At 57.9% G+C, this 25,158-nt stretch carries 29 protein-coding genes and 1 other RNA gene; 14 read left to right on the top strand and 16 right to left on the bottom strand.

Translation table 11 applies throughout. The annotated features are described in order from the left end of the window. Nucleotides 1-59 precede the first annotated feature (59 nt). The 11 genes from pmbA to B4056_RS01900 all read left to right on the top strand — a co-directional run bounded on the left by pmbA (nt 60) and on the right by B4056_RS01900 (nt 9,629). Complete coding sequence (gene pmbA / locus B4056_RS01950) at nt 60-1,400, top strand: metalloprotease PmbA (RefSeq protein ID WP_094111026.1); 1,341 nt, start codon at nt 60-62, stop codon at nt 1,398-1,400. A gap of 71 nt (nt 1,401-1,471) precedes the next feature. Continuing rightward, on the top strand, nt 1,472-1,858 hold the full coding sequence (gene cybC, locus B4056_RS01945) for a cytochrome b562 (RefSeq protein WP_071669184.1): 387 nt from the start codon (nt 1,472-1,474) through the stop codon (nt 1,856-1,858). 254 nt (nt 1,859-2,112) lie between these two features. Next, entirely contained in the window at nt 2,113-2,442 is a 330-nt protein-coding gene (locus B4056_RS01940) for a glycine dehydrogenase (protein WP_039380564.1), read from the top strand. Nucleotides 2,443-2,459: 17 nt separating this feature from the next. Beyond that, nucleotides 2,460-2,816, top strand: a complete 357-nt coding sequence (locus tag B4056_RS01935; RefSeq protein WP_039380562.1) for an SFCGS family glycine-rich protein — start codon at nt 2,460-2,462, stop codon at nt 2,814-2,816. Between the two features lie 3 nt (nt 2,817-2,819). After that, nucleotides 2,820-3,119 (top strand): DUF4312 family protein, encoded by a 300-nt coding sequence (locus B4056_RS01930; protein WP_071669186.1) that lies wholly within the window; start codon nt 2,820-2,822, stop codon nt 3,117-3,119. Nucleotides 3,120-3,196: 77 nt separating this feature from the next. Then, the gene (locus tag B4056_RS01925; RefSeq protein ID WP_071669187.1) at nt 3,197-3,973 is read left to right on the top strand and encodes a DUF4311 domain-containing protein; all 777 of its coding nucleotides are present in this window, start codon (nt 3,197-3,199) and stop codon (nt 3,971-3,973) included. A 10-nt stretch (nt 3,974-3,983) separates the two neighbouring features. Next, the gene (locus B4056_RS01920) at nt 3,984-4,631 is read left to right on the top strand and encodes a DUF4310 family protein (RefSeq protein ID WP_039380556.1); all 648 of its coding nucleotides are present in this window, start codon (nt 3,984-3,986) and stop codon (nt 4,629-4,631) included. A gap of 90 nt (nt 4,632-4,721) precedes the next feature. Further along, nucleotides 4,722-5,855, top strand: a complete 1,134-nt coding sequence (locus tag B4056_RS01915; protein WP_094111025.1) for an amidohydrolase/deacetylase family metallohydrolase — start codon at nt 4,722-4,724, stop codon at nt 5,853-5,855. Next, nucleotides 5,839-6,960, top strand: coding sequence for a DgaE family pyridoxal phosphate-dependent ammonia lyase (locus tag B4056_RS01910; protein ID WP_288653681.1), 1,122 nt, complete (start codon nt 5,839-5,841; stop codon nt 6,958-6,960). Before B4056_RS01915 ends, B4056_RS01910 begins: the two co-directional genes overlap by 17 nt. Continuing rightward, the gene (dagF, locus tag B4056_RS01905) at nt 6,957-7,697 is read left to right on the top strand and encodes a 2-dehydro-3-deoxy-phosphogluconate aldolase (RefSeq protein ID WP_113655521.1); all 741 of its coding nucleotides are present in this window, start codon (nt 6,957-6,959) and stop codon (nt 7,695-7,697) included. The genes B4056_RS01910 and dagF overlap by 4 nt, the downstream gene beginning before the upstream one ends. 21 nt (nt 7,698-7,718) lie before the next feature. Beyond that, entirely contained in the window at nt 7,719-9,629 is a 1,911-nt protein-coding gene (locus B4056_RS01900) for a BglG family transcription antiterminator (RefSeq protein WP_071669189.1), read from the top strand. Here B4056_RS01900 and B4056_RS01895 read toward each other — a convergent pair whose 3' ends face one another. After that, nucleotides 9,630-10,535, bottom strand: a complete 906-nt coding sequence (locus tag B4056_RS01895; RefSeq protein ID WP_039380543.1) for a LysR family transcriptional regulator — start codon at nt 10,533-10,535, stop codon at nt 9,630-9,632. Nucleotides 10,536-10,664: 129 nt separating this feature from the next. Here B4056_RS01895 and B4056_RS01890 point away from each other — a divergent pair, with 129 nt between their 5' ends. Then, a complete protein-coding gene (locus B4056_RS01890) occupies nt 10,665-11,366 on the top strand; it encodes a pirin family protein (RefSeq protein WP_094111023.1) in 702 nt (233 codons plus the stop codon). Between the two features lie 40 nt (nt 11,367-11,406). Here B4056_RS01890 and dolP read toward each other — a convergent pair whose 3' ends face one another. Genes dolP through B4056_RS01870 form a run of 4 tightly spaced genes read right to left on the bottom strand, consistent with a single transcriptional unit; the run spans nt 11,407 to nt 14,979 of the window. Then, nucleotides 11,407-11,979 (bottom strand): division/outer membrane stress-associated lipid-binding lipoprotein, encoded by a 573-nt coding sequence (gene dolP / locus B4056_RS01885; RefSeq protein WP_288653680.1) that lies wholly within the window; start codon nt 11,977-11,979, stop codon nt 11,407-11,409. 14 nt (nt 11,980-11,993) lie between these two features. Then, nucleotides 11,994-12,581 (bottom strand): DnaA initiator-associating protein DiaA, encoded by a 588-nt coding sequence (gene diaA, locus B4056_RS01880; RefSeq protein WP_039380533.1) that lies wholly within the window; start codon nt 12,579-12,581, stop codon nt 11,994-11,996. A 14-nt stretch (nt 12,582-12,595) separates the two neighbouring features. Then, nucleotides 12,596-12,991: a YraN family protein gene (locus B4056_RS01875; RefSeq protein ID WP_071669191.1), complete on the bottom strand. Its 396-nt coding sequence runs from the start codon at nt 12,989-12,991 to the stop codon at nt 12,596-12,598. Continuing rightward, nucleotides 12,949-14,979 (bottom strand): penicillin-binding protein activator, encoded by a 2,031-nt coding sequence (locus B4056_RS01870; RefSeq protein ID WP_288653679.1) that lies wholly within the window; start codon nt 14,977-14,979, stop codon nt 12,949-12,951. Before B4056_RS01870 ends, B4056_RS01875 begins: the two co-directional genes overlap by 43 nt. Nucleotides 14,980-15,041: 62 nt before the next feature. Here B4056_RS01870 and rsmI point away from each other — a divergent pair, with 62 nt between their 5' ends. Beyond that, on the top strand, nt 15,042-15,905 hold the full coding sequence (rsmI, locus tag B4056_RS01865) for a 16S rRNA (cytidine(1402)-2'-O)-methyltransferase (protein ID WP_039380525.1): 864 nt from the start codon (nt 15,042-15,044) through the stop codon (nt 15,903-15,905). 33 nt (nt 15,906-15,938) lie between these two features. Continuing rightward, nucleotides 15,939-16,315, top strand: an RNA gene (rnpB, locus tag B4056_RS01860) — RNase P RNA component class A. 271 nt (nt 16,316-16,586) lie between these two features. Here the strand turns inward: rnpB and B4056_RS01855 are convergent. The 11 genes from B4056_RS01855 to B4056_RS01805 form a co-directional block, all read right to left on the bottom strand. Further along, nucleotides 16,587-17,561, bottom strand: a complete 975-nt coding sequence (locus tag B4056_RS01855; protein WP_288653678.1) for a glutathione S-transferase family protein — start codon at nt 17,559-17,561, stop codon at nt 16,587-16,589. Between the two features lie 79 nt (nt 17,562-17,640). Beyond that, nucleotides 17,641-18,051: a DoxX family protein gene (locus B4056_RS01850; RefSeq protein WP_039380520.1), complete on the bottom strand. Its 411-nt coding sequence runs from the start codon at nt 18,049-18,051 to the stop codon at nt 17,641-17,643. A gap of 203 nt (nt 18,052-18,254) precedes the next feature. Further along, complete coding sequence (locus tag B4056_RS01845) at nt 18,255-18,542, bottom strand: YqjK-like family protein (protein ID WP_288653677.1); 288 nt, start codon at nt 18,540-18,542, stop codon at nt 18,255-18,257. After that, on the bottom strand, nt 18,539-18,937 hold the full coding sequence (locus tag B4056_RS01840; RefSeq protein WP_039380515.1) for a phage holin family protein: 399 nt from the start codon (nt 18,935-18,937) through the stop codon (nt 18,539-18,541). Before B4056_RS01840 ends, B4056_RS01845 begins: the two co-directional genes overlap by 4 nt. 1 nt (nt 18,938) lies before the next feature. Further along, complete coding sequence (locus B4056_RS01835) at nt 18,939-19,244, bottom strand: DUF883 family protein (RefSeq protein ID WP_039380513.1); 306 nt, start codon at nt 19,242-19,244, stop codon at nt 18,939-18,941. 35 nt (nt 19,245-19,279) lie between these two features. Beyond that, complete coding sequence (locus B4056_RS01830) at nt 19,280-19,651, bottom strand: DUF1090 domain-containing protein (protein ID WP_139239686.1); 372 nt, start codon at nt 19,649-19,651, stop codon at nt 19,280-19,282. 171 nt (nt 19,652-19,822) lie between these two features. Continuing rightward, nucleotides 19,823-20,191 (bottom strand): EnvZ/OmpR regulon moderator MzrA, encoded by a 369-nt coding sequence (gene mzrA, locus B4056_RS01825; RefSeq protein WP_094111020.1) that lies wholly within the window; start codon nt 20,189-20,191, stop codon nt 19,823-19,825. Then, complete coding sequence (locus B4056_RS01820; protein WP_039380506.1) at nt 20,191-20,865, bottom strand: DedA family protein; 675 nt, start codon at nt 20,863-20,865, stop codon at nt 20,191-20,193. The genes mzrA and B4056_RS01820 overlap by 1 nt, the downstream gene beginning before the upstream one ends. 558 nt (nt 20,866-21,423) lie before the next feature. Next, the gene (gene sstT / locus B4056_RS01815; RefSeq protein WP_094111019.1) at nt 21,424-22,659 is read right to left on the bottom strand and encodes a serine/threonine transporter SstT; all 1,236 of its coding nucleotides are present in this window, start codon (nt 22,657-22,659) and stop codon (nt 21,424-21,426) included. A 229-nt stretch (nt 22,660-22,888) separates the two neighbouring features. Beyond that, nucleotides 22,889-23,857, bottom strand: coding sequence for a TerC family protein (locus B4056_RS01810; protein WP_039385651.1), 969 nt, complete (start codon nt 23,855-23,857; stop codon nt 22,889-22,891). Nucleotides 23,858-24,113: 256 nt separating this feature from the next. Next, nucleotides 24,114-25,100: a Gfo/Idh/MocA family protein gene (locus B4056_RS01805; protein ID WP_039380502.1), complete on the bottom strand. Its 987-nt coding sequence runs from the start codon at nt 25,098-25,100 to the stop codon at nt 24,114-24,116. Nucleotides 25,101-25,158: the final 58 nt, after the last annotated feature.

The raw sequence follows: 25,158 nt of genomic DNA, 5'->3' as shown, positions 1-25,158 counted from the left end.
ATTGTTCTCTGAGTCTGATAGACTCAACAGATTCACACTTAAGATTAGACGGCAGGTCGATGAACGTATCTACTCAGGTTGCAGAACAACGTAAAGCGCTGGAACAGGCTGTCGCCCAGGCGCTGGAACTCGCTAAAGCTCACACCGATGGTGCGGAAGTTGCGGTGACAAAAACCACCGGCATCGGCGTCAGCACGCGCTATGGTGAAGTGGAAAACGTCGAATTCAACAGCGACGGTGCGCTTGGTATCACCGTCTATCATCAAAACCGCAAAGGCAGCGCCTCATCGACCGATCTCAGTCCCGATGCCATAAAAAGCACCGTGCAGGCAGCGATCGACATTGCGCGCTACACCTCACCCGATCCTTACGCTGCACCGGCAGAGCGTGAACTGCTGGCGTTTGATGCACCCGATCTTGATCTCTACCATCCGTGGGAGATCGATGCCGATCGCGCCATCGAGCTGGCCGCGCGTGCTGAACAGGCGTCGCTGCAGGCGGACAAGCGCATTACCAATACGGAAGGTGGCAGCTTCAACAGCCACGTTGGCATCAAAGTGTTTGGTAACAGTCACGGCATGCTGCAGAGCTACTGCTCCAGCCGCCACTCGCTGTCGAGCTGTGTCATTGCCGAGCAGGATGGCGATATGGAGCGTGACTACGCCTATACTATCGGCCGCTCGATAGACGATCTGCAGAGCGCAGAGTGGGTCGGTAACGAGTGTGCCCGCCGCGTGCTGGCCCGCCTTGCCCCGCGCAAGCTGCCAACCATGAAAGCACCGGTGCTGTTTGCACCTGAGGTCGCCACCGGATTGTTTGGTCATCTGGTTGGTATGATCAGCGGCAGCAGCGTCTATCGCAAATCGACGTTTCTGCTCGACTCGCTGGGCCAGCAGATCCTGCCCTCATGGCTGACGATTCAGGAGCAGCCGCATCTGCTGAAAGGACTCGCCTCGACGCCGTTTGACAGTGAAGGCGTGCGAACCGAAGCGCGCGATATTATCAAAGAGGGTGTGCTGCAGAACTGGCTGCTGACCAGCTATTCAGCGCGCAAGCTTGGCCTGCAGAGCACCGGCCACGCGGGCGGCATACATAACTGGCGCATTGCCGGTCAGGGCCACAGCTTTGATGACCTTGTTAAACAGATGGGACGCGGCCTGATTGTCACTGAACTGATGGGTCAGAGCGTCAGCGCCATGACCGGCGACTACTCGCGCGGCGCGGCGGGCTTCTGGGTTGAAAACGGCGAAATTCAGTATCCTGTGAGCGAAGTCACAATTGCAGGAAACCTTAAAGAGATGTGGCGCAATATGGTTACGGTCGGTAACGACATTGAAACCCGCAGCAATATACAATGCGGATCGGTGCTGCTGCCGGAGATGAAAATCGCCGGACAATAACGACATCGCTTCCAGAAAGCAGCCGGCAAGGCTGCTTTTTTTTGCCCGATAATAATTAAAAGGAACACGTCATGCGTAAGCATTTAATTGCAATGTTGTCTCTGTCGTTACTGTTCTCTTCTGCCAGCGTGCTGGCGGCAGATCTTGAACAGGATATGGATACGCTGAAAGAGAACCTGAGCGTAGTGAAGAAAACGGATGACGCGCAGGAGATGCATACTGCGCTCGGTAAAATGCGCCAGGCCGCGCAGGATGCCAAAAATTCCACGCCGGACAAGCTGGAAGGGCAGCCGGCGGATAGCGCACAGATCAAAGATTATCACGCCGGTCTTGACGCACTGATTGCGCAGATTGACGTGGTCGACAAGCTCGCTCAGGCCAGCAAGCTGGATGAGGCAAAAGCCGAAGCGAAAAAACTGGAAGATATCCGCAATACCAACCATAAGAAATTCCGCTGATACTCGGGGCCAGCCTGCGTGCTGGCCCGCTTTACCGATCCTCCCCTGCACACTCCTCTGCAAATATATAACTTTCCCGCACGCCTGATGCATGCCAGCCGCTGGCATGCGCGATATGTGCTGTCTGCGATCTGACGCACCGCGCGTTGCCACATTTCCGTTTCAGGGTGGAAAAAGTGCGTCTCCACACGGCCGGACGGAACGCGTAGTTTGTTTTTTAACGCGAATTATCTGCCGTAAACAGGAGTAGAAGGGTGAGGAGTGATGCTGTCCCGCTGAACGCAGAAGCCGTTCAGGCGCTGGCGGATCGCATATTAAGTCAAATCGCGATCCTCTATACCGCGCACCAGATTAGCCCCACACCGGTGCAGCAGCAGATGCTGAATTCGCACGTTCAGGCGATGGCCAGCCGCTCGCTAAGCGGCGAGGCGCTGCCGGAGGTAGAAGCGGAGCTGTTTGATGATATTCCGCCTGACAGCCTGCAGCTGGCGCAACAGATCGTCGATCTGTTCGGCAATCTGCCGGTGGAAGAGGCCTGGCTGCTCTCGGTGCATATTGAAGTGGCGAAAAGTAACGACGCATAAACAGAGAGGAAGTGAACATGGTGACAGTGGTGATTGGCGATCGTCTGGGTAAAGGCCAGAAAGTGGCTGCCGGCATTGAAAAAGCGGGTGGACGCGCGGTGGTGGTGCCGGGCGTGGCAGCCGATATGAAGCTGGGTGATGTGATGAAAGCGGAAAACGCTGATTTCGGCATCTCTTTCTGCGGCAGCGGCGGCGCGGGTGCTATCACCGCGCAGAACAAATATGGCTACCGGGCGAAACATGGCATGCGCTCGGTAGACGAGGGCGTAACGGCGATCAACGAAGGGGCAACCGTGCTGGGCTTTGGTTTTATGGATAAAGAGGAGCTGGGCGAACGGCTGGTGCAGGCCTGGAACAAGAAGCACGGCAGCTGACGTATGAAACAGCACTATGAGACGCAGGTTATCGTGCAGGGTAAAGGCGATACCAAAGCAAAAGCCTTTGCCGATGCGCTCAGCAGCGTGCAGCAGCAGGTATTGCGCAACAGCCAGAAGCTGCTGCTGCGCATTGAGCCGCTGGATGTGCGGGTGCTGCACGCCAGGGTGCGTACCCGGCGGGAAAAATTTCTGTTTTTTTTCCTGGCGCGCGAGCGACATCACTACAGCGTTGAACTGGAAATCAGCGTCAGCGTCACCGTTATCGATATGGAAAGCGTGACATTTACGGCGACACCCTGAACGCGCTGGTCTGGTCGTTATCCTGCCAGGAGAGCGGGCTTACCCGGCGCAACAATGACAATAAAGGGTACAACACTATGTTTCTCATCATTTTGTTTAAGTCGTTAATTATCGGCGGGCTGGTCGGCGTCGGGGTGGGAGCTGGCGCAGCGCGCATGTTCCACGCACCGGTCACACAGGGCATGGGTGCATTTCGTACCCTGGGCGAGCTTAACTCGTGTGAAGGCGACCCCGCTTCCCATTTCTCTTTTGGTCTCGGCTTCTTTTTCAACGCCTGGGCGTCCTCTGTGGCGGCTGGCTCCTTCACGCAGGATGTGGATCACCGCATTCTGCCGAACTGGGGTGCTGCGGCGCTGATGGTCAAAAATCGCAATGTGGCAGAGACGCTGCATAACCCGAAGCGTATGGCGATAGCGTGCGGCATCATCGGCATGATCGTCGTGGCTTTTCTGAACAGCACCGCCTCAGCCGTTCCGGCTGCGCTGCAGGTGACGGCAGTCAAGGTGCTGGTGCCGGCGGCTAACCTGCTGGTAAACACCGTCATGCCGGTCATTTTCTGGCTGGCAGCCATCGACGCCGGCAAAAAATCGGGCTTCTGGGCCACCATCTTTGGCGGCCTGGCGCAGCTGATTATGGGTAATGCCGTACCGGGGCTGGTGCTGGGGATCCTGATTGGGAAAGGGGTAGAGGAGAGCGGCTGGAACCGGGTGACGAAAGTCATGATGGCGGCAATTGTGCTGCTGTTTGTACTGAGCGGCTTCTTCCGCGGGTTCGATATGAAACTGCTGCAATCTTTCCAGCTCGGCGTCCCTGGCTGGCTTGACATGATCCACAACAGCCTGAGCGGCAAATAAGGAGCCATCCATGAACGAACATGAAAATCGCGGCTTCTGGTATGCCGACTGGTCCTTCCCGATTTTTGTCGGCCTGCTCTCATCCGGCGTATTTGCCGGTACGCATATGTACTACCTCTACGGAATCGGCGCCTTTAACGAAGTGGCGTTTGTGTCGATGCTGCGCGCCGGCATGGAGACCGGCGTCTATGGCGCGGTCGCCGCGTTTGGCGCCAGCTTTCTGTTTGCCCGCATCATTGAAGGCTCGCTGGTCGGTATTCTGGATATCGGCGGTGCGATCCAGACCGGCGTCGGGCTGGGCGTGCCGGCGCTGCTGCTGGGCGCAGGCATTGTGTTTCCGGTCGCGAACTTTGCGGCTTCGCTGGTAACCGGTCTGGTGATCGGGGTGGCGATTGGTTACGTCATTATTCTGGCGCGCAAATTTACCATCAACCAGAGCGATTCCACCTATGGCGCCGATGTGATGATGGGCGCAGGCAACGCCTCCGGACGCTTTCTCGGCCCGCTGATTATCCTGTCGGCGATGGCAGCCTCCATTCCCATTGGCCTGGGCTCGCTCGCTGGCGCTCTGCTGTTTTACCTGTGGAACAAGCCGATTACCGGCGGCGCAATTCTGGGTGCCATGGTGCTGGGTGCGATGTTCCCGATTTCGCTGTAACAGGGCGGGCGCCATGAATGGCGACCCTGGGGTAAGGATGTAGGGGGCGCATTCATGCGCCCCTGGCCGCAAACGCAGTAAGGAGTAACCATGTTTGATCTGATTCTGCGCCGCGCACGACTGTGCGATGAGCAGCTGGTGGATATCGCTCTTCGCGACGGCAAAATCGCCGTCGTCGGCAACGTCACGGGCACCGCGCAGCAGGAGCGCGATCTGGCCGGGCGCTGGTACGTCAGCGCAGGCTGGATAGACAGCCACGTACACTGCTATGCAAAATCGCCTGTCTACCACGATGAAGCGGACGCTGTCGGCGTTGCGCAGGGCGTCACCACCGTGGTGGATGCCGGCAGCACCGGCGCCGACCAGATCGATGACTTCCGGCAGCTGACGCGCCACGCCGCCACCGACGTCAGGGCGCTGATCAACGTTGCCCGCACCGGGATAGTCACCCAGAACGAACTGGCGGATATGCGTCAGATTGATGAAGCAGCGGTGGTGCAGGCGGTCACGCGCCATCCCGGTTTCATTGTTGGTCTGAAAGCGCGCATGAGCAGCAGCGTGGTCGGGGAAAACGGCATTGCACCGCTGATCCGCGCCAAAGCGATCCAGCACGCTGCCGGCGATCTGCCGCTCATGGTACATATCGGTAACGATCCGCCGGTGCTGGAGGAGATCGCTGAGCTGCTGACCGCCGGCGATATCATTACCCACTGCTTTAACGGCAAACCTAACCGCATTCTCTCCGCGCAGGGTGAGCTGAAAGCGGCGGTCAGTCAGGCGCTGGCGCGCGGCGTCACGCTCGATATCGGGCACGGCAGCGCCAGCTTCAGCTTTGCGGTGGCGCGACAGGCGATCGCCCGCGGCATTCTGCCCGATACCATCAGCTCCGATATCTACTGTCGCAACCGCCTGCACGGGCCGGTACACAGCCTCGCGCACGTGATGTCTAAGTTTCTTGCGCTGGGCATGACGCTGCCGCAGGTGATCGCCTGCGTGACAACCCAGGCAGCAGCGGCGCTGCGCCTCAGTGGCAAAGGCGATCTGACGCCGGGCAGCGATGCCGATCTGACTATTTTCAGTGTGAATCAGGAGACCCGTCCGTTTACCGATGCAGAGGGCGAACAGGTGGCGGGAGAGCACCATTTTTTGCCGGTGGCTGTGACAGTGGCAGGCCAGTGGCATCTGACCGAAGAGGGAAAGCGTCATCATGTCTTCAGTTTATGAAAAATATCACCTGAAACAGGTGATCAACGCGTCAGGCCGTATGACTATTCTGGGCGTCTCGACGCCGGCACCGGAGGTGGTGGAAAGCGTCAGCTATGGCCTGAACCACTACTTTGAAATGAAAGATCTGGTGAACCATACCGGTGACTACATTGCCGGACTGCTGCAGGCAGAAAGCGCCGTCGTGGTCTCCTGCGCCTCGGCGGGTATCGCTCAGTGTGTGGCCGGGGTCATTGTGAAAGATAACGCCTGGCTGCTGGATAACCTGCACGCGGCGCCGCTCACGGTTCCGCATGAGATCGTCGTGCCTAAAGGGCACAACGTGAACTACGGCGCGCCGGTCGGCACCATGGTCGCGCTGGGCGGTGGCCGGCTGGTGGAAGCGGGCTACAGCAACGAGTGTTCCGCCGCGCAGCTGGCAGCGGCGATCACGCCGGCTACGGCAGCGCTGCTCTACGTAAAATCGCACCATTGCGTGCAAAAAAGCCACCTCAGCGTGGCGCAGGCGGCAGAAGTCGCGCAGCAGCATGGCATCCCGCTGATTGTGGATGCGGCGGCAGAAGAAGACCTGCGCTGCTACTACCAGATGGGTGCTGACCTGGTGATCTACAGCGGTGCCAAGGCGATAGAGGGTCCCTCCAGCGGACTGGTGGTAGGGCGCAGCCGCTGTGTCGAATGGGTAAAACGGCAGAGCAACGGCATCGGTCGTGCGATGAAAGTGGGCAAAGAGGGGATTCTGGGCCTGACGCAGGCCATTGAGCGCTACCTGTCGCAGCCAAAAATCAGCGGCAGCGAGATGGTTCAGCACATGACGCCATTCATCGACCAGCTTAACCAGCTGCCGGGCGTCACCGCGCGGGTGGTATGGGACAGCGCCGGGCGCGATATTGCGCGTACAGAAATTCATCTCGATGAAGCGCTGACCGGCTGGGCAACCGGCGATCTCGTCCAGGCGCTGAAAAACGGCGACATCGCTATCTATTTTCGCGGCTATAAGGCAAACGAAAGCATTATCGAAGCCGACGTGCGCAGCGTCACTGCCGCGCAGCTGCAGACTATCTTCAGCCGTATTGACGCGCTGCTGGCAAAAGGAAACCGTGCATGAAGCTGACCCCCGATTTTTATCAGGATCGTCTCTGTCTCAACGTACTGGCGGGCTCAAAGCAGAACGCACGCGACATCTGGCTGGCAGCAGAAGGGCATGTGCTGGTTGGCGTGCTGTCAAAAAATTATGCCAGCCACGACGCGGCGCTGGCTGACATGCGCGATTACGCCGCGCTGATTGATAACGCGCTCTCTATCGGTCTCGGGGCCGGCGATCCGCGTCAGTCTGCTATGGTGAGCGAACTGGCAGCGGTGCTGCAGCCGCAGCATGTCAATCAGGTGTTTACCGGAGTCGCGACCAGCCGTGCGCTGCTGGGACAGTCGCAGACGGTGGTAAATGGTCTGGTCTCCCCCAGCGGAACGCCAGGGAAAGTGAAGATCTCAACCGGTCCGCTAAGCTCACAGGCGGCGGAAGCGATTGTGCCGATCGACAGCGCCATCGCCATGCTGCAGGACATGGGCGGCAGCTCGGTAAAATATTTTCCGATGGGCGGTCTGAGCGCGGTGGCGGAGTATCGCGCGGTCGCAGAGGCGTGCGCCCGGCGCGATTTCTGGCTGGAGCCCACCGGCGGTATCGATCTGCATAATTTTGCGGAGATCGTGCAGATCGCGCTGGAGGCGGGCGTCAGTAAAGTGATCCCGCACGTTTACAGCTCAATTATCGACAGCGCAAGCGGTGAGACGCGCATTGACGATGTGCGCCAGCTTCTGGCAACGTGCAAGGCACTGCTGCAATAACTTCGTTACGGGTGAGGCTTTGTGAGATTTCCTAATCAGCGTCTGGCGCAGCTGTTTGCCGCACTGCAGCATGAAACGCTGCCGCAGGATGAGCTGGCACGGCGTTTCTCGGTCTCTACGCGCACGGTGCGCACCGACATTGCGGCGCTGAACGCGCTGCTGGAGCAGCACGGCGCACAGTTTGTGCTGGCGCGCGGCGCCGGCTATCAGCTGCAGGTGGCTGACGCGGCACGCTTTGATTCGCTGCAGCAGCAAAGCAGCGCGCCGCTGCGGGTGCCGCGCACCTCGCAGGAGCGGGTTCGCTATCTGCTCAGCCGCTTTCTTACTGCGGCCTGGTCACTGCGGCTGGAAGATCTCTCGGAAGAGTGGTTTGTCAGTCGCGCCACGCTGCAGGGGGATATGGCAGAGGTGCGGGAGTGGCTGGGGCGCTATCATCTGCATATCGAAACTAAACCGCGCTACGGCATGAAGCTGTTTGGCAGCGAGACGGCTATCCGCACCTGCCTTACCGATCTGCTGTGGCAGATCGACCAGGAGACGCCCGACAGCCCGCTGCTGAGCATTGAAGTACTGCGCAGTGATATGCTGACGCAGCTGCAGCCGCTGCTGCAGCACTGCCTCAGCCGTTACGCTATTCGTCTCAGCGATGAGGGCGAGCGCTACCTGCTGATCTACTGCGCGGTAGCAGTACGCCGCATCAGCGAAGGCTTTCCGCTCAGCGATCCGGGCGCAGAAGAAGTAGGCGAAGAGGTGCGTGAGGCGGCGCACGCGCTGGTGCATCAGCTGCGACCGCTTACCGGCAAAGCCTTATCGCGGGCGGAAGAGAACTGGCTGCGCGTCAATATCGCCGCGCGTCAGATCCAGGCGCTGGAGCCAAGCACCATCAATGCAGATGACGCTGACGCGCTGGTGAGCTGGCTGCTGAGTTATATCAATACGCATTATGCCTACCAGCTGCAGCACGACGAGCAGCTGCGCGCCGATCTGCTTACCCATATCAAATCGATGATCACCCGGGTGCGCTATCAGATCCATATTCCCAATCCGCTGCTGAGCAACATCAAACAGCACTATCCGCTGGCGTGGGATGTGACGCTGGCCGCCGTCAGCAGCTGGAGCAAATATACTCCTTATACGCTGAGCGAAAATGAGATTGGCTTTCTGGTGCTGCATATTGGCGTGGGGCTGGAGCGGCACTATGACGTTGGCTATCAGCGCCACCCGCGCGTACTGCTGGTGTGCGATAGCGGAACCTCAACGCTGCGGATGATTGAGGCGCTGCTGCTGCGCAAATATCCGCAGCTGGTGGTCACCGCCCGGCTGACACAGCGCGACTACGCGCTGCGCGAGCGGATTGAAGAAGATTTTGTTATCTCTACGGTGCGGCTGCATGAAAAGAACCGGCCGGTGGTAGTGATGTCGCCCTTTCCGACCGGCTTTCAGCTGGAGCAGCTCGGCAAGCTGGTGCTGGTGGATCGCACCCGGCCGTGGATGCTGGAAAAATATTTCTCCGCGCAGCATTTTATGGTGCTGGATCAGCCGCTGACGCAGCAGGCGCTCTTTCAGCTGCTGTGCGATCGCCTGCAGGAGCAGGGCTTTGTTGCAGCAGACTTTTATCCATCCGTGGTTGAGCGTGAAGCGATTGTCAGCACGCTGCTCGGGGATGGCATTGCGTTGCCGCACGCGCTCGGCCTGCTGGCGCAGAAAACCGCGGTCTATACCGTTATTGCGCCGCATGGCGTCAGCTGGGGTGATGAGACCGCCTGCGTGATCTTTCTGCTGGCTATCAGCAAACGTGAATATGAAGAGGCGATGGCGCTCTACGATCTGTTTGTCACCTTTTTGCGCGAACGTGCCATGCCGCGCCTGCGGGAGTGCCGTGACTTTGACCATTTTAAAACCGTGGCGATAGAGTGTCTGGGCCGCCCCTGACTAGGCCTGATTGCGCTTAGCCAGCAGCTTCGGGATTTCACGCAGGCACCAGGCTTTGGCTTCACCCATGCTGTCGCGACGCCAGGCCATAATAATATCCACTTCCCGCGTATACTCAGCGCTGACCACGCGCAGCCGGCCCTCGGCAATATCTTTCTCTACCATCGGATAAGGCATGGTGGCAACGCCCAGTCCCGCCAGCAGCGCCCGCCGCTTGTCATCCATGCTGCTGACCGTAAGACGCTGCTGCTTATCCAGCAGCTGTACCGTCAGCACCGGACGTTCACGCGCCGTGTCAGCGACGGCAATGCCGCGATATTTCACACGCGTGACTTCCGAAAGCGGCTCTGCCTCCTGATGAATAGGGTGGTCAGGACTGGCGACATAGACGCTCATAATGGTGTAAAGCTTGCGGGTATTGATTTCGCTGGAGGCGCGGAAGTGCAGGTCAGGTGCGATGACGATATCCGCCCGGCCCTGCTCCAGACGTTCCCACGCGCCCGCCAGCACTTCAGTGATCAGAGATATCTGCGTGTTGGCTTTTTCTGACAGTTTGCTGACCAGCGGAAACAGCAGGTCGGTGGGGATGAGTGCCTCCGCTACGATAGTCAGCTGCGTTTCCCAGCCGCGCGCCAGCGCTTCTGCGTCGGTGGTGAGCTTGTCTGCGGCCTCCAGCAGTACGCGGCCGCGCTCCAGCAGCATCCGGCCAACGTTAGTGAATTTGGTGCGATGACCGGAGCGATCGAACAGCACCACATCCAGCTCCTCTTCCAGCTTCTGCATGGTATAGCTCAGCGCAGAGGGAACGCGACCCAGCTCATCTGCCGCGGCGGCAAAGCTGCCGCGCCGATCGATCGCATCCATCACCCGTAACGCTTCTAACGTTAATGCACGCTCTTTAGCCATACTGATTCTCTGTCAGTAAATTTGAATATGCCAGGCAGATTAACTGGCTAACATTCCGCCGTCCAGCCTTTTACCATAAACCGATTAAGCCTGCAGTGAGCGTCTCCTGCAGTGCACCGGAGGTATAGCATGATGACAACCCGCTGCGCGTCCGCATGTGGCCAGGCTGATTTTGGCTGGTTGCAGGCGCGCTATAGCTTCTCTTTTGGCCACTATTTTGATCCCAAACTGATGGGGTACGCCGCGCTGCGCGTGCTGAACCAGGAGGTGCTGGCGCCGGGTGCCGCTTTTCAGCCCCGCACCTATCCGCAGGTTGATGTGTTAAATCTGGTGCTGCAGGGCGAGGCGGAGTATCGCGACAGCGAGGGACAGCGCCTGACCGTACGGGCAGGTGAGGCGATGCTGCTGTCTGCGCGGCAGGGCGTAAGCTACAGCGAGATAAACCTCAGCAAAGATCGGCCGCTGACGCGCCTGCAGCTCTGGCTGAGCGCCTGTCCGGAACGGGAAAACCCGCTGCAGCAGCGGATGACGCTTAATGGCGCATCGCCGCTGCTGCTGGCTTCGCCTGATGGGGCAGACCAGAGTTTGCAGCTGCGTCAGGATGCGAGAGTGTATCAGGTGACGTTAGCGCCGGGAGAGGAGCAGATTGTGCAGCTGCGCGGCGCGCGCGCGTACCTGCAGTCGATTCACGGCACGCTGGATGTGCGCAGCAGCAGCGCGAACCAGCAGCGGCTGCAGTGCGGTGACGGTGCATTTATTCGTGATGAGCAGCAGCTTATCCTGCAGGCAGAGACGCCGCTGCGTGCGCTGGTGATCGATTTACCGGCATAAAAAAGGGCGGCCAGCGCCGCCCTCACAGGAAGAATGAAGATTATTTCAGAATGGTAAAGGCGGTTGTCACGTGCTTCACGCCGCTGACCCGGCTGGCAACATCTGCCGCCGCCGTGGCTTCTTCCTGCGTGACCAGTCCCAGCAGGAAGACTTCCCCGTTTTCCGTCGTCACTTTCACGTTAGACGATTTGACCTGATCGCTGCCCAGCAGCTGCGAGCGGATCTTGGTCGTGATCCAGGTATCGGAAGAAGAGGTGCCAAGGCTGACCTTCTCTCCGGTGCGGATCTCATTGTAGATCTCTGTTGCGCCGTCGACGCCCATAGCGATCTGTTTGGCACGGCTGGCGAGATCGGCAGACGGTGCCTGACCGGTCAGCAGCACTTTGCCCTGGTAAGCGGTAACAATGACCCGCGCCTGCTTCTTAATCTGTTCATCTTTTGCCAGCGCGTTAGAGACGCGCAGCTCCAGCGTACCGTCATCAACCTGCGTACCCACGGTGCGGGGGTCAGTGGCGGTTTTGGTGGCAACAGCGGCACCGCCGGCAACCACTGCCACGCAGCCCTGCAGCAGCATGGCCGTTAACAGCAGGGCGATAGCGTTCAATGCTTTCATGTAAGCTCCTTCAGTCATTCCTGGTGGGGAAAGAGGGTGTTATCGATCAAGTCGCACAGGCAGTTCAGCGTCAGCATATGCATCTCCTGAATGCGCGCACTGTGATGAGAGGGAATGCGGATTTCCACGTCGTGAGGGCCGAGCAGGCCAGCCAGCTCGCCGCCGTCGTGTCCGGTCAGCGCGACAATAGTCATATCGCGCGTCACTGCCGCCTCAACCGCTTTAACGATGTCACGGGTATTACCCCGGGTTGAGATCGCCAGCAGCACATCACCCGCCTGACCCAGCGCCCGTACCTGTTTGGCGTAGATCTCATCATGCAGCCGATCGTTACCGATGGCGGTGAGCATAACGTTATCTGCGCTCAGCGCCAGCGCCGGCAGGCTGGGACGCTCGGTTTCAAACCGGTTAATCATGCTGGCCGCAAAGTGCTGCGCATTGGCCGCTGAGGCACCGTTACCGCAGCTGAGAATTTTATGACCATTCAGCAGCGACTGCACCAGCGTCATCGCGGCGCGGGAGATCGCATCCGGCAGCGCTTCGGCTGCGGCAATCTGCGTCTGAATACTTTCAGTAAAACACGCTTTAATTCTGTCCTGCACAAGACCACCTGGTTCTATTCATCGGCATTAAAAGCAGCGGGCAGCCACGTCAGTTCGCGCCCGGTAATGGCAATGATGTCAAAACGGCAATTGACCGTCTCAAAACTGCCGCCGCGCGTCAGCAGCCAGAGCGCCGCTGCCCGCAGCAGCTTCTGCTGTTTCTGACGCGTCACGCTGGCGGCTGCTCCGCCGTAGCGCGCATCGCGCCGGTAGCGCACTTCTACAAATACCCAGCAGTCGGCGTCGCGCATAATCAGGTCAAGTTCACCTCCGCGAAAGCGGACGTTACTGGCGACCCACTTCAGCCCGGCGCGCTCCAGATAGTGACGCGCCTGCTGTTCATGCTCCGCGCCGATACGCTGGCGGTTTACTGTACCGGAACGACCTGTCCCTGGCGATACTGGTTCCATGCCAGCTTCCTGTTGATGACACAATCCGTGTCGGCGCTCAGCTTACCGGTGTTGCCATCAATGGCAAAGCCGGCTACCTGCCGCATCTGGTTAAACTGTGTTGCCAGCGTCCAGGCATCAATGCCCATCGCGTAGAGGCGCACCAGCGAATAGTCGTTGTTAAACGTCTTCGCTGCCTGCTGCATCAGGCCAGGGTTAGCGCCGGAGAGCAGCGGAATATCGCTGTACTGCAGGCCTTCCATCTCCAGCCGGAAATCGGGACCGGCGCCCGCCTGCGCGCTGCGCGAGCTGGCATAAAGCGCCGTGCTGTTGCGGCTGCTGGTGCGCATGGCGATCATCGGTTTGATCAGCTGCAGCTCATTCTGGCTGGCGACGATGTAAACGGCGTCCACGCTACCGCCACTGCTGTCAGCTGCCGGTGCCGGGGTGCTGCTCTGCGGCGCCGGGATCGTCAGGCCTGCAATGGCCACGCTTTGCGGCTGCTCCATTTGTACCGTCAGCGGCGTGCCGCTCAGCGCAATACCGGCTCCGCTGTTAATGCCCTGTTTCAGCTCGGCCACGCCACCAAAGCGCTGCTGCAGCACCGTGGCACCACCCAGCTGCTGCCACTCTTCTGCAAACGCTTTTCCGACCCGGTCGCCATAACTGCTGCGCGGCAGCAGCAGCAGCGGCTGGCGCTTGCCCTGCTCATAGATATGGTGCGCTGCATCACGCGCTTCGTCTTCAGGAGAAAGCGCAAAATAGCAGATATTCGGATGGTTCTGGATCTGTTCCGGCTCGTTTAGCGCCAGTACGTTGAGCGGGGTCTGGCTGTTTGCTACTTCTTCCACATGATTTTTCAGCAGCGGGCCAACGACCAGCGTGGCGCCATCCTGCTGCGCCTGCTGCATGACCTGAGCGATCGGCTGGCTGCTGGTATCGTACACTTTAATCTGTGCGCTGCTGGCGGCTGGCTGAGAGGCTGGTGCAGCAGGCTGCTGCTGCGTGTTCTCCTGCGCAGGCATGCTGGCGGCCGCCGGGCTAACCACGCTGTTGGCCGCTCCACTATCCGCTGTCGCGTCCGGCGCAGGCTGGGCAGTGGCGCTTTCCGGCGCGCTGCTCTGTGCCGGGGCAGCCGCGCTCAGCACGCCATTTTTTGCATCGTTAAAGCCTTTCTGAATCGCATTCGCAAACACCTGCGCCTGACCGTTCAGCGGCAGCAGCAGGGCGATGGTGCTGGTGGAAGCCTGGCTGAAGTTTTTGACCTGGCTTAGCTGCGCTGGCAGCGTTTTTGCCGCCGGGTTTTGCGGGTAGCGCGTCTGCCAGTCGCTAATGGCCGCCTTCAGCATCTGCGGATCCTGGCTGTTAGCGTGCCAGGTATTGAGCAGATCGAGCCAGCCCTGCAGGGTATTTTCATCGGCATTGATGACAACGCTGTTAAGCTGGTCCTGCGTCAGCTGGGTCAGCGCCTGCCAGGTCGCGTCGATGTTACTCTGGTGTTCGTCACCTTTTAAGAGCGGTTCCTGCGCGATATAGGCGCGCAGCAGCGCCAGCGATGGCCGGTTCTGCGCCGCGGCGATCTGCAGTGCGTAGTAGCGTACCTGCTGATCGGAAGAGAGATCGGCCACTTTAATCGAGCTGAGCTGCTGCTGAGCGCCGCTGTAATTCTGCTGCGCAATCTGCAGCTGCGCGCGCAGCAGCTGCAGCTCCTGCTGCTGCACATCAGAGAGCTGCTGCGGCAGCTGGCCAAGCTGCGTTTGTGCCTGAGGATACTTTCCTTCCTTCAACAGGGCACGGATGGCAAGTAATTGCCAGTCGGTCTTGCTATCATCGCTGCTTTGCTGTGCCTGCTGCAGATAATAGTCAGAGCGTCCGGTTGCGGGCCCCTGAATATTGACGTTAGAGGTTTGCTGCGGACCCTGACCGCTACAGGCGGCCAGAATCAGCCCGGCGAGAAGAACAGGTACAAAGCGTCCTGCTTTACGACGTACGACTTTTGAAGGAAGCATACTGTATCCAGTGATGTTTTTTTCTTGATGCTCAATATTAAATCGGCAATTCGGATGAGACAATGAAACAACTCGATCGGGCAGAGATTTCTGCCAGTACGCTCTATATCGTTCCTACCCCGATCGGTAACCTGGGTGATATCACACAGCGTGCGCTGACGGTGCTGGCGAGCGTCGATCTCGTTGCAGCGGAAGATACACGTCATACCGGGCTGTTGCTACAACATTTCGCCATCAATGCGCGACTGTTCGCACTTCACGATCATAACGAACAGCAGAAAGCGGATGTGCTGCTGGCGAAGCTACAGGAGGGGCAGAGTATCGCCCTGGTCTCCGATGCCGGCACGCCGCTGATCAACGATCCGGGCTACCATCTGGTGCGTCGCTGCCGCGAGGCGGGCGTGCGCGTTGTGCCGCTGCCGGGCGCCTGTGCAGCCATTGCAGCATTAAGCGCGGCGGGATTACCGTCCGATCGATTCTGTTACGAGGGGTTTCTGCCGGCGAAAAGCAAAGGGCGCTGCGATGCACTGCGTGCGCTGAGCGAAGAGCCGCGTACGCTGGTGTTTTATGAGTCGACCCATCGACTGCTGGATACGCTGCAGGATATGGCAGCCGTATGGGGCGCAGCGCGCTATGTGGTACTGGCGCGCGAGCTGACCAAAACCTGGGAGTCGATCTATGGCGCGCCGGTGGGAGAGCTGCTTGCCTGGGTGCGGGAAGATGAGAACCGGCGCAAGGGCGAGATGGTGCTGATTGTTGAGGGACATAAGGCAGATGAGGAGGCGCTGCCAGCCGAGGCGTTGCGTACGCTGGCGCTGCTGCAGGCGGAGCTGCCGCTGAAAAAAGCCGCTGCGCTGACCGCGGAGATCCACGGCGTGAAAAAAAATGCGCTGTATAAATATGCGCTGGCGCAGCAAGAAGAGTGACAAACGTGGTCAGATCGCCTATTATCCTGCGCCGAAGCTGACCAGACAGTCGCCGCTTTGTCGTCGTCCCTTTCGGGGGAGACAGGCAGAGGGGAGGAAAGTCCGGGCTCCACAGGGCAGGGTGCCAGGTAACGCCTGGGGGGCGCAAGCCTACGACCAGTGCAACAGAGAGCAAACCGCCGATGGCCCGGAAACGGGATCAGGTAAGGGTGAAAGGGTGCGGTAAGAGCGCACCGCGCGGCTGGCAACAGTCCGTGGCACGGTAAACTCCACCCGGAGCAAGGCCAAATAGGGGTTCACATGGTACGGCCCGTACTGAACCCGGGTAGGCTGCTTGAGCCAGTGAGCGATTGCTGGCCTAGATGAATGACTGTCCACGACAGAACCCGGCTTATCGGTCAGTTTCGACTTTTCAAATGAAAAGCCCCGCCCCGGCGGGGCTTTTTGTTTTGTGAGCCGCGAGTGCAGGTATTTCCGTTTCTCTCTGCGGCCAGGGGCGCATGGATTCAGCCAGGGACGCATGAATGCGTCCCCTACATCTAAACACCCCGGGGCGCAAGAATGCGCCCCCTACGGTTATGCGTAGGGGCGCCATTAATGGCGCCCGTTTCGTATGCAGGTATTCGGTTCGCGGTTGTTTGCGGCCAGGGGCGCCATTAATGGCGCCCGTTTTACATCCGATTAACCGCGGCCGTGGGGTTCATCCCAGTCAAATGCCGGACCGAGTGAAATCACGCCGTTCGGGTTGATGGTTTTATGGCTGCAGTAATAATGATGGCGGATCTGCGGCAGATTCACCGTCTCTGCAATACCGGGCATCTGGTAAATATCGCGCAGAAAGCCATTCAGATTGCGATAGTCACTAATGCGGTGCCTGTCGCACTTGAAGTGAGTAACATACACCGGGTCAAAGCGTACCAGCGTGGTCCACAGGCGCAGATCGGCTTCAGTCAGGCGATCGCCGGTGAGATAGCGATGCTGTCCCAGGATCTGCTCCAGCCGCGTCAGTGAATGAAACAGGGCGGTAACGGCTTCATCGTAAGCGGCCTGAGAGGTAGCAAAACCGCTCTTATAGACGCCATTATTGACCGTATCGTAAATCCAGCCGTTAAGTTCATCGATCTTATCGCGCAGATCGGCAGGATAGTAGTCGCCGGCTCGTGCGCCCTGTGCATCAAATGCGCTGTTGAGCATGCGGATAATGTCGGCCGACTCATTGCTGACAATGGTGTGCTGCTGCTTGTCCCACAGCACCGGTACGGTCACGCGGCCGCTGTAGTGCGGATCGGCATGCAGATAGAGCTGGTAGAAAAATTCATGCTGATACAGCGTGTCGCCGGTTGCCTCCGGAAAGCTGTCATCAAACGTCCAGCCGTTCTCCAGCATCAGCGGATGAACCACGGAAACCGATATCATCTCTTCCAGCCCTTTAAGCTTGCGCATCAGCAGCGTGCGATGCGCCCACGGGCAGGCAAGTGAAACGTACAGATGGTAGCGATCGCGCTCTGCTGCATAGCCGGACTTACCGTCAGGGCCGGCGCTGCCATCAGGCGTGATCCAGTTACGCCACGCTGACTCTGAGCGTTTGAAACGCCCTCCGGTTGACTTTGTATCGTACCAGGTATCGTGCCAGACACCCTCAATCAGCTGTCCCATATGCCCTCCATAGAAAAAAGGGGCGAGGATGATCCTCTGCCCCTGTATTCAGTATATCTGCTGTAAGCTACCTGCGCGCTTAACGGGCGGCGGCGGGGGCCATGCGCTGGCGGATCAGACGATCAATACTCCAGGCGCCTGGTCCCACCAGACCCAGAACCAGGAAACCGCCAGCAATGCTGAGGTTTTTCATAAACATCAGCTGGTTTACGCCTTCTGCAAAGTTGCTGTGAAACAGAAATGCGGTCAGCAGAGTAAAGCCTGCGGTAAACAGCGCGGTAAAGCGCGTCAGGAAACCAAACAGAATAGCCAGGCCGCCCCCCAGTTCCAGCAGGATCACCAGCGGCAGCATAAAGCCCGGCACGCCCATGGCCTGCATATACTGCTCAGTGCCGGCATAAGCGGTAATTTTGCCCCAGCCGGCCGTAATAAACAGAATAGTCATCAGTACACGCGCGGCTAACAGTCCTGCATCTTCGAATTTTTTCATCATCTACTCCAGCGTAATTTTGTGGCAGGCTGAAAACCTGTCCGTTAATTTCCCGCTGCAACGCAGATAAACGTTCACCGGGCTGATGGAGAGAGATAATAATCGCGGCGCGAAAGGGTTGTAAGCAAGATAAACTGTCGAAGTTATTCAGGAATTCTGACGAAAAAAAACCGGACCTGCTGGTCCGGTTTTTTATAGAGCGGTTAGCGCCCCGGCATGGATGATTTAATCATACGCCAGGTGCTCCACAGGCCGAAGCCGCGTTTAACGAGGCGCAACAGCCGGTTAGGGCTGCGTACTGACCAGATAGCCAGCGCGCTGCTTCCTATCGCCAGATAGCGGCGATAGCTTACCAGCGTCAGCCAGCCGCGGTCATAGCGGGCTGTATTTTCCAGCCAGTCACGTCCTGCTGCGCTTAAATCGAGCCGCTGCTGCTGAACCGTATTAAGGAGTTCATGAATGCGGGCTTCGCGTTCATGGCGACTGCTCATGAGCGGTCCTCCTCCAGTAGTTTACGATCGGAATCGAGCTCTTTACGGGTATGACGCAGCAGCGTCGACTGACGCGATTTACGCAGCGTCCACAGACCGAAAATCAGCGCAAGCAAAAACAGTACGCCTGTGGTCACTCCGATCGCCATCAGCCGGTATTGCGCGTCAACCGCCCAGATGATCAACACCATCAGACTCATCAGCCCAAATGCCGTAAACAGCATGGTCAGGCCAATCATGATCAGCATCTGGATCAGATTGGCTTTCTCTTCTTCCAGCTCGACAACGGCCAGCCGGACACGCGTCTCGACCATACTGACCAGCGTAGTTACCACGCGCTGACCGATGTTAAAGACCCCTTTGCCCGGGCCGTGGCTTTGCTGAGAATCGTTCATATCAACGACGCGAAATCAGAATGCCAATCAGCACGCCCACGGCTGCGCCAACGCCAACGCCGTGCCACGGGTTCTCACGCACATAGTCTTCCGCTTTCTCTGCGGCTTCACGCGTGGATTTGGCAATACGCTCACCGGAATCACCCAGACGCTCGCGTGAACTTTCCAGTGCGCCGCGCGCTTTATGACGCAGGCGATCCAGCTCGCTGCGGGATTTGTCTGCAGAGCTGCTTAATACTTCTTCCAGGGTGTCGGCCAGATTTTTCAGTTCGGCGCGCAGATGTTCAGATGTGGTGTCTTTAGCCATGAGAGTTCTCCATTACTTCAATTATTTATGTCCGATTAGTAAGGCTCTGCAGCAAGCTTTTTCAGCTCCTGTCGTGCCTCATCCAGCTTGCGTTCACGTTTTTCAATTTTGTCTTTGTCATCCCTGTCGTCGCGCGCTTTCTGCAGCTCCTGCTCGCGCTCGGCCACCTTGTTCTGCTGCGACTTCAGACGTTCTGAGTGCGCTGATTTCAGCTGCCGATCGCTGCAGCTGGCGCGAACTTCTGTCAGCGCCCGTTCCAGTCCGTTTACCCGGCGCTGATTATCATGTTGTTTTGCCATAGCAATCTCGTGCCGGATATCGCGCTCTTTTTGCTGACACAGCGACTCTGCCGCCAGCAGAGAGCCAGAGCAGGAGATAAGCATGGCACCCAGAAGAAGTTGTTTCATCACGTTCACACCTTCCATTGTTGATGAACTGCCGCCTGCCAGACAGGAGCGTATCCCGGCGTCGCGTCGGCTTGTGCTAACGTTAAGCATAGTCAGCCGGGGCAAAAATTCAAAAAAGACGAAGAGATAGCGGAGAAAAAGTATCGTCTGACCGCAGGTCAGACGATCGGATTAGCTGTAGGTCGGGGGATTGGCGTCGCGCGGTTGCTGTGAGGCCTGCGGGCCAGCGGCCACAACAAAACCCTGTGGTAATAAGCGGCGTAATACCTTCTGCGCCGCCAGACTCTGTTCTTCATCTTCAAAGTGGATCACCAGCGCATCTCCTGCTGGCGTAATACTTTTAATGCGCACGCCCTGGGCAGAGAGCTGCTGATAAAGATAAAAGCCATCCGGCAGATTGGTGCCGCTATGCGCCACGCGAATTTGTACCACGGTTTCATGTTGCCACAGCAGTGGAGCAGCCCCGGCCGCGAGCAGCAGCAGCAGGCCGCCGCACAGCCACGGCAGCAGCGGTCGGGTAAAGAGACGTCCTGTTTTCATTACTGCGCTTTCCCGTTTTGTCCTGCCTGACGCTTACGCCACAGTACGACCAGCGAGCCGATCAGGCCGATGACCAGCAGCGCCAGCGGCAGCATCATCAGAAAAAACATCAGCTCATCTTCATAACGGCGAAACAGCGGTGTTTTGCCCAGTGCAAAGCCAAGTACGGTCAGGATCAATACCCACAGGAAGCCACTCATCCAGTTAAAGAACTGAAAGCGCGCATTACTCAAACCAGATAACCCTGCAATGGTGGGCAGCAGCGTGCGTACAAACGCAATAAAGCGCCCAATCAACAGGGCAGAGAGACCGTGACGATGGAACAGGCTGTGGGCGCGCTGGTGGTATTGTGCCGGCAGGTGCGAAAGCCATTTCTGTACGGTAGGGGTATTACCCAGCCATCGCCCCTGGATATAACTTACCCAGCAGCCGAGGCTGGCACCTGTGGTGAGAACCAGCAGCGTCAGGGGAAAACTCATTGTGCCTTTGGCAATCAGCACGCCGACAAGGATCAGCAGGCTGTCACCGGGCAGGAAGGCGGCAGGAAGCAGGCCATTTTCAAGAAACAGGATCATGAACAGTAAGCCGTAGATCGCCCACACCAGCGTGGGGTCAGAGAGCATCTCATAATCCTGCTGCCACAGGGCATGCAGCAGTGCTTTCAAAATATCCATCAATCTTTCCCGAACATCATTGTTAAACGAGCCCATCAGGGGCTAAAGCGCAGGCAGAGGTGAGTTATACATTTTGGGTATGCCACCTGAGCAGGGGTCCGTATCCATGCGGCTATGCGTGTTAAATCAGCGACTTTCTGACGCCCTTGTCGCAAATGGTAAAAAAAGGGCGATAACTGTAACAAATACTTCCCAATTCAGACAGTGCATTATGTCCGTTGTAGTGGAGTTTTACCCTTTGCTGCCAGGAGTAAAAGGAGCTTTACACGAGCTGACACTATTGCAGATTATCTGACCCCGTCTGCAGGTTCAGAATGTACAAACGTGGCCGTTTTTACGCTGTTCGGCTTGATTCGCCGGCCTGCGGCAAACAAGTTGCAGTTACGGGCAGAAGCCGTGTGATTTAGCGTAACGTTGCGCCGCCACCGCTTAGTATTTTCCAGATATGGCAACATTGCCAGTTTATGGCAGCAGTTTGTTACATGAGGCAGAAGGGAAGGATGGCAGCACAGCGGCTATGAAAGCGCGCGGCGCACAGTGTGCGCCGCAGAGGAGAGGTCAGGTCGCGGTGCCGGGCTGGCGTTCTGCTTCTGCCTGGCAGACAGCCGCAGTAAACAGAATGTCGGTTGAGGAATTCAGGGCCGTTTCTGCTGAATCCTGCAGCACACCGATAATAAACCCAACGGCCACCACCTGCATGGCCAGGTCGTTAGGAATGCCGAACATATTGCAGGCCACCGGGATTAACAGCAATGAGCCACCCGCTACGCCGGAGGCACCACAGGCGCACAGCGTGGCAACCAGGCTTAGCAGAATCGCTGTCGGTACATCGACATTGATGCCCAGCGTATGCACCGCAGCCAGCGTCAGTACGGTAATCGTAATAGATGCGCCCGCCATGCTGATGGTCGCACCCAGCGGAATTGATACGGAGTAGGTGTCTTCATCAAGGTTGAGTCGTTTTGCCAGCGCCATGTTCACCGGGATATTGGCGGCCGAGCTGCGGGTAAAGAAAGCCGTCACGCCGCTTTCACGAATGCAGGTAAATACCAGTGGATAGGGATTACGCCGGATTTTCTGATACACCAGCAGCGGGTTCACAATCAGTGCCATGAACAGCATGCAGCCAATCAGCAGGACCAGCAGGCTGCCATATTCCCACAGCGCCCCAAAGCCGGTAGAGGCCAGAATGGAGGCGACCAGGCCAAAGATGCCCAGTGGCGCGCAGCGGATCACACAGCGTACGACCCAGGTTGCCGCGTGTGAGGCGTCATTTAAAAAATCTTTGGTGCCGGGACTGGCATGACGAAATGCAAGGCCAAGGCCCAGCGCCCAGACCAGAATGCCGATGTAGTTCGCGTTCATCAGCGCTTCGAACGGATTAGCCACCATGCTCATCAGCAGGCCATGCAGCACCTCGGTGATCCCGGAAGGTGGCGTGATTGTCGTATCGCCAGCAACGAGTGACAGCGTCTGCGGAAAGAGGTGGCTGAAAATCACCGCGATCATCGCGGCAAACAGGGTACTGAGCAGATAAAGCATAATGATGGGACGGATATTGGTTTTCTGTCCCTGCTGATGGTTAGCAATGGACGCGATGACCAGCACCAGAACCAGCAGCGGCGCGACGGCTTTCAGTGCCCGGACAAAGAGTTCACCCAGCAGGCCGGCGGCTAATGCGGCATCGCGCGACAGCCACGCCAGCGCTACGCCAGCGACCAGGCCTACCATGATTTGTTTGACCAGGCTGCCTTTAAACAGCACGCCTGCCACTCTGGAAAGGTTATTTTGCATATCGTGATCTTTTACTATCGGTCATGAGTGTGGTGCGCGTTTATTCCGCGCCAGAGGGTTTGCCCGGCGGAGTATAAGGAAAAGTGCTGGTGAGAAAAGCGATAATTCCGGCTTTGCGTGCGGGATCGATTTTTCAATCTGCTAAACAGAGGAAGTGTGACAGAGATAAAAAAGGGAAAGTTTCATTGAGGCGAAATAAAGCAGGGGCGATTTACGCCCCTGCAGAAGATTATGGCGAGATGCGCCGGCGGTCATTTCGCCGGTTAACCCAGGCGTTGATCAGCAGCGTTCCACCCAGAATAATGCCCACCACGCTGAGTGAGACAGCGACCGGAATGTGGTAAAACTCGACGATGAGCATTTTGATGCCGATAAACACCAGCACGATAGCCAGCCCATATTTCAGCATAGAGAAGCGCTCAGCCACATTCGACAGCAGGAAATACATGGCGCGCAGGCCGAGTATGGCAAACAGGTTAGAGGTCAGCACAATAAAGGGATCGGTGGTTACCGCAAAAATAGCCGGAATACTGTCGACAGCAAAAATCACATCGCTGAGCTCGACCATAATCAGAACCAGCAGCAGCGGGGTGGCAAACAGTACGCCGTTACGGCGAATAAAAAATTTCTCACCCTCCAGCGAATCGGTCATGCGCAGATGCTGACGCAGCCAGCGCACCACCGGCTTATCACCCACGGCCGTGTCATCCTCGCGCGCCAGCGCCATCTTAATGCCGGTAAACAGCAGAAACGCGCCGAAAATATAGAGGATCCAGCTGAACTGCATGACCAGCCAGCTGCCGGCAAAGATCATGATGGTACGCAAGACAATGGCACCCAGCACGCCGTAAATCAGGACGCGCCGCTGCAGCTGGGGCGGAATAGCAAAGTAGCTGAACAGCATCAGCCAGACAAAGACGTTATCCACCGCCAGCGCTTTTTCCAGCACGTATCCGGTCAGGAAAGCGAGCGTCTGCGTAGTGGCAACCTCGCGCCCGGCGTGCGTATCGAGATACCACCAGAAAGCGGCAGCAAACAGCAGTGAAACGGAAACCCAGATCAGCGACCAGATAGCCGCCTGTCTGAACGACATAGTTTGTGCGCCGCGCCGGCCCTGCAGCAGCAGATCGATCGCCAGCATAATCAGCACAACAACGGTAAAGCTGCCCCAGAGTAACGGTGTGCCTATCGATTGCATAATGGTGTCCTGTGCGAAAGTTAAAAAAAACGGCTCCATCAGAAGACGTAAGCCGCTTTCATTACGCTGCAAGCGCTCCTCGCCTTCCGGCAAGGTCTCACTTACAACACAGAATCACTTCCGGGTTGCCTGACGACCGGATGCGCTACACATCGTAATGACGATCAATCAGCTGACAAGTTACTCCCCTTTGCTTAGAAAAAAATAGCGCAGCCGCACTCCGATGCAATGCAGGACCAGTCATATTTAGCAATATTTACACTTCCTGGCGATCGGCGGGAAATATCACGCCGGTCTGCTGGCGGATGGTGGTCAGCAGCGCTGCTGTCAGCCGCGAAATTTCGAGGCCAGGGTGTGCGGTCTGCTGCGTTTCCACCAGACTGGCAAACACCTCTGCTTCATAGCGCATCGTATTGCTGTGCTGCGGCTGCGTCAGATTCTGCTCAACACCGCTGCGTGGCAGTAGCCGCAGCTGCTGGCACTCTGCCAGTTTCTCAATAAGCAGCGAACCCTCCTCTCCCTGAATTTCGCTCGGAATAGCGGAGTTGCTGACTTTGGAGTGCAGCAGAGTGACGTCGAACTCGCCATAGTGAAGTATCACGGTGCCGTGCGCATCTGTGCCGCTCGCCAGCAGCGTGGCTTCAGCCGTGACGCGCTGTGGCGCACCCCACAGCGTGACGGCAGCAGCGAGGCAGTAATAGCCGATATCCATGATGGAGCCATTGGACCAGCGCGGGTCAAACGTATTCGGGTTTTCACCGGCAAGATAGCGCGGGTAACGGGAAGAGTACTGACAGTAGCTGAACAGCGCCTTACGCAGCGTGCCCAGCTGCGGCAGGGTGCGCTGCAGCTGCAGAAAATTAGGCAGGCTGGCGGTTTTAAAGGCTTCAAACAGCACAACCTGATGCTGTTGAGCGCAGGCGATCATCGCTTCGGCTTCACGCAGCGTGGAGGCCAGCGGTTTCTCGCAGATCACATGCTTACCGTGAGACATAAACAGCAGCGCCTGTTCGCAGTGCAGTGCATTCGGGCTGGCGATATAGACCGCGTCGATATCCTGGCATGCCGCCAGAGCCTCCAGTGAGGTGAACGTGAGCGGACAGGCGTAATCTGCGGCAAAGGCGTCAGCCTGCTGCTGGCTGCGTGAATAGACTGCGCTGAGCGTAAACCTGCCGCTCTCATGTGCTGCGTCAATAAACTGACGGGTAATCCAGTTGGTGCCGACAATGGCAAAGCGAATCACAGGTCTGCTCTCCTGACAAAATAAAGCCGCAGGGTAGCACGCGGCGGCAGGAAACCTG

It is taken from the genome of Pantoea sp. UBA7232, assembly GCF_002473195.1.
Lineage (GTDB): Bacteria > Pseudomonadota > Gammaproteobacteria > Enterobacterales > Enterobacteriaceae > Pantoea > Pantoea eucrina.
Note: the sequence above shows the minus strand (reverse complement) of the source record. Positions and strands in the feature narration are given on the sequence as shown.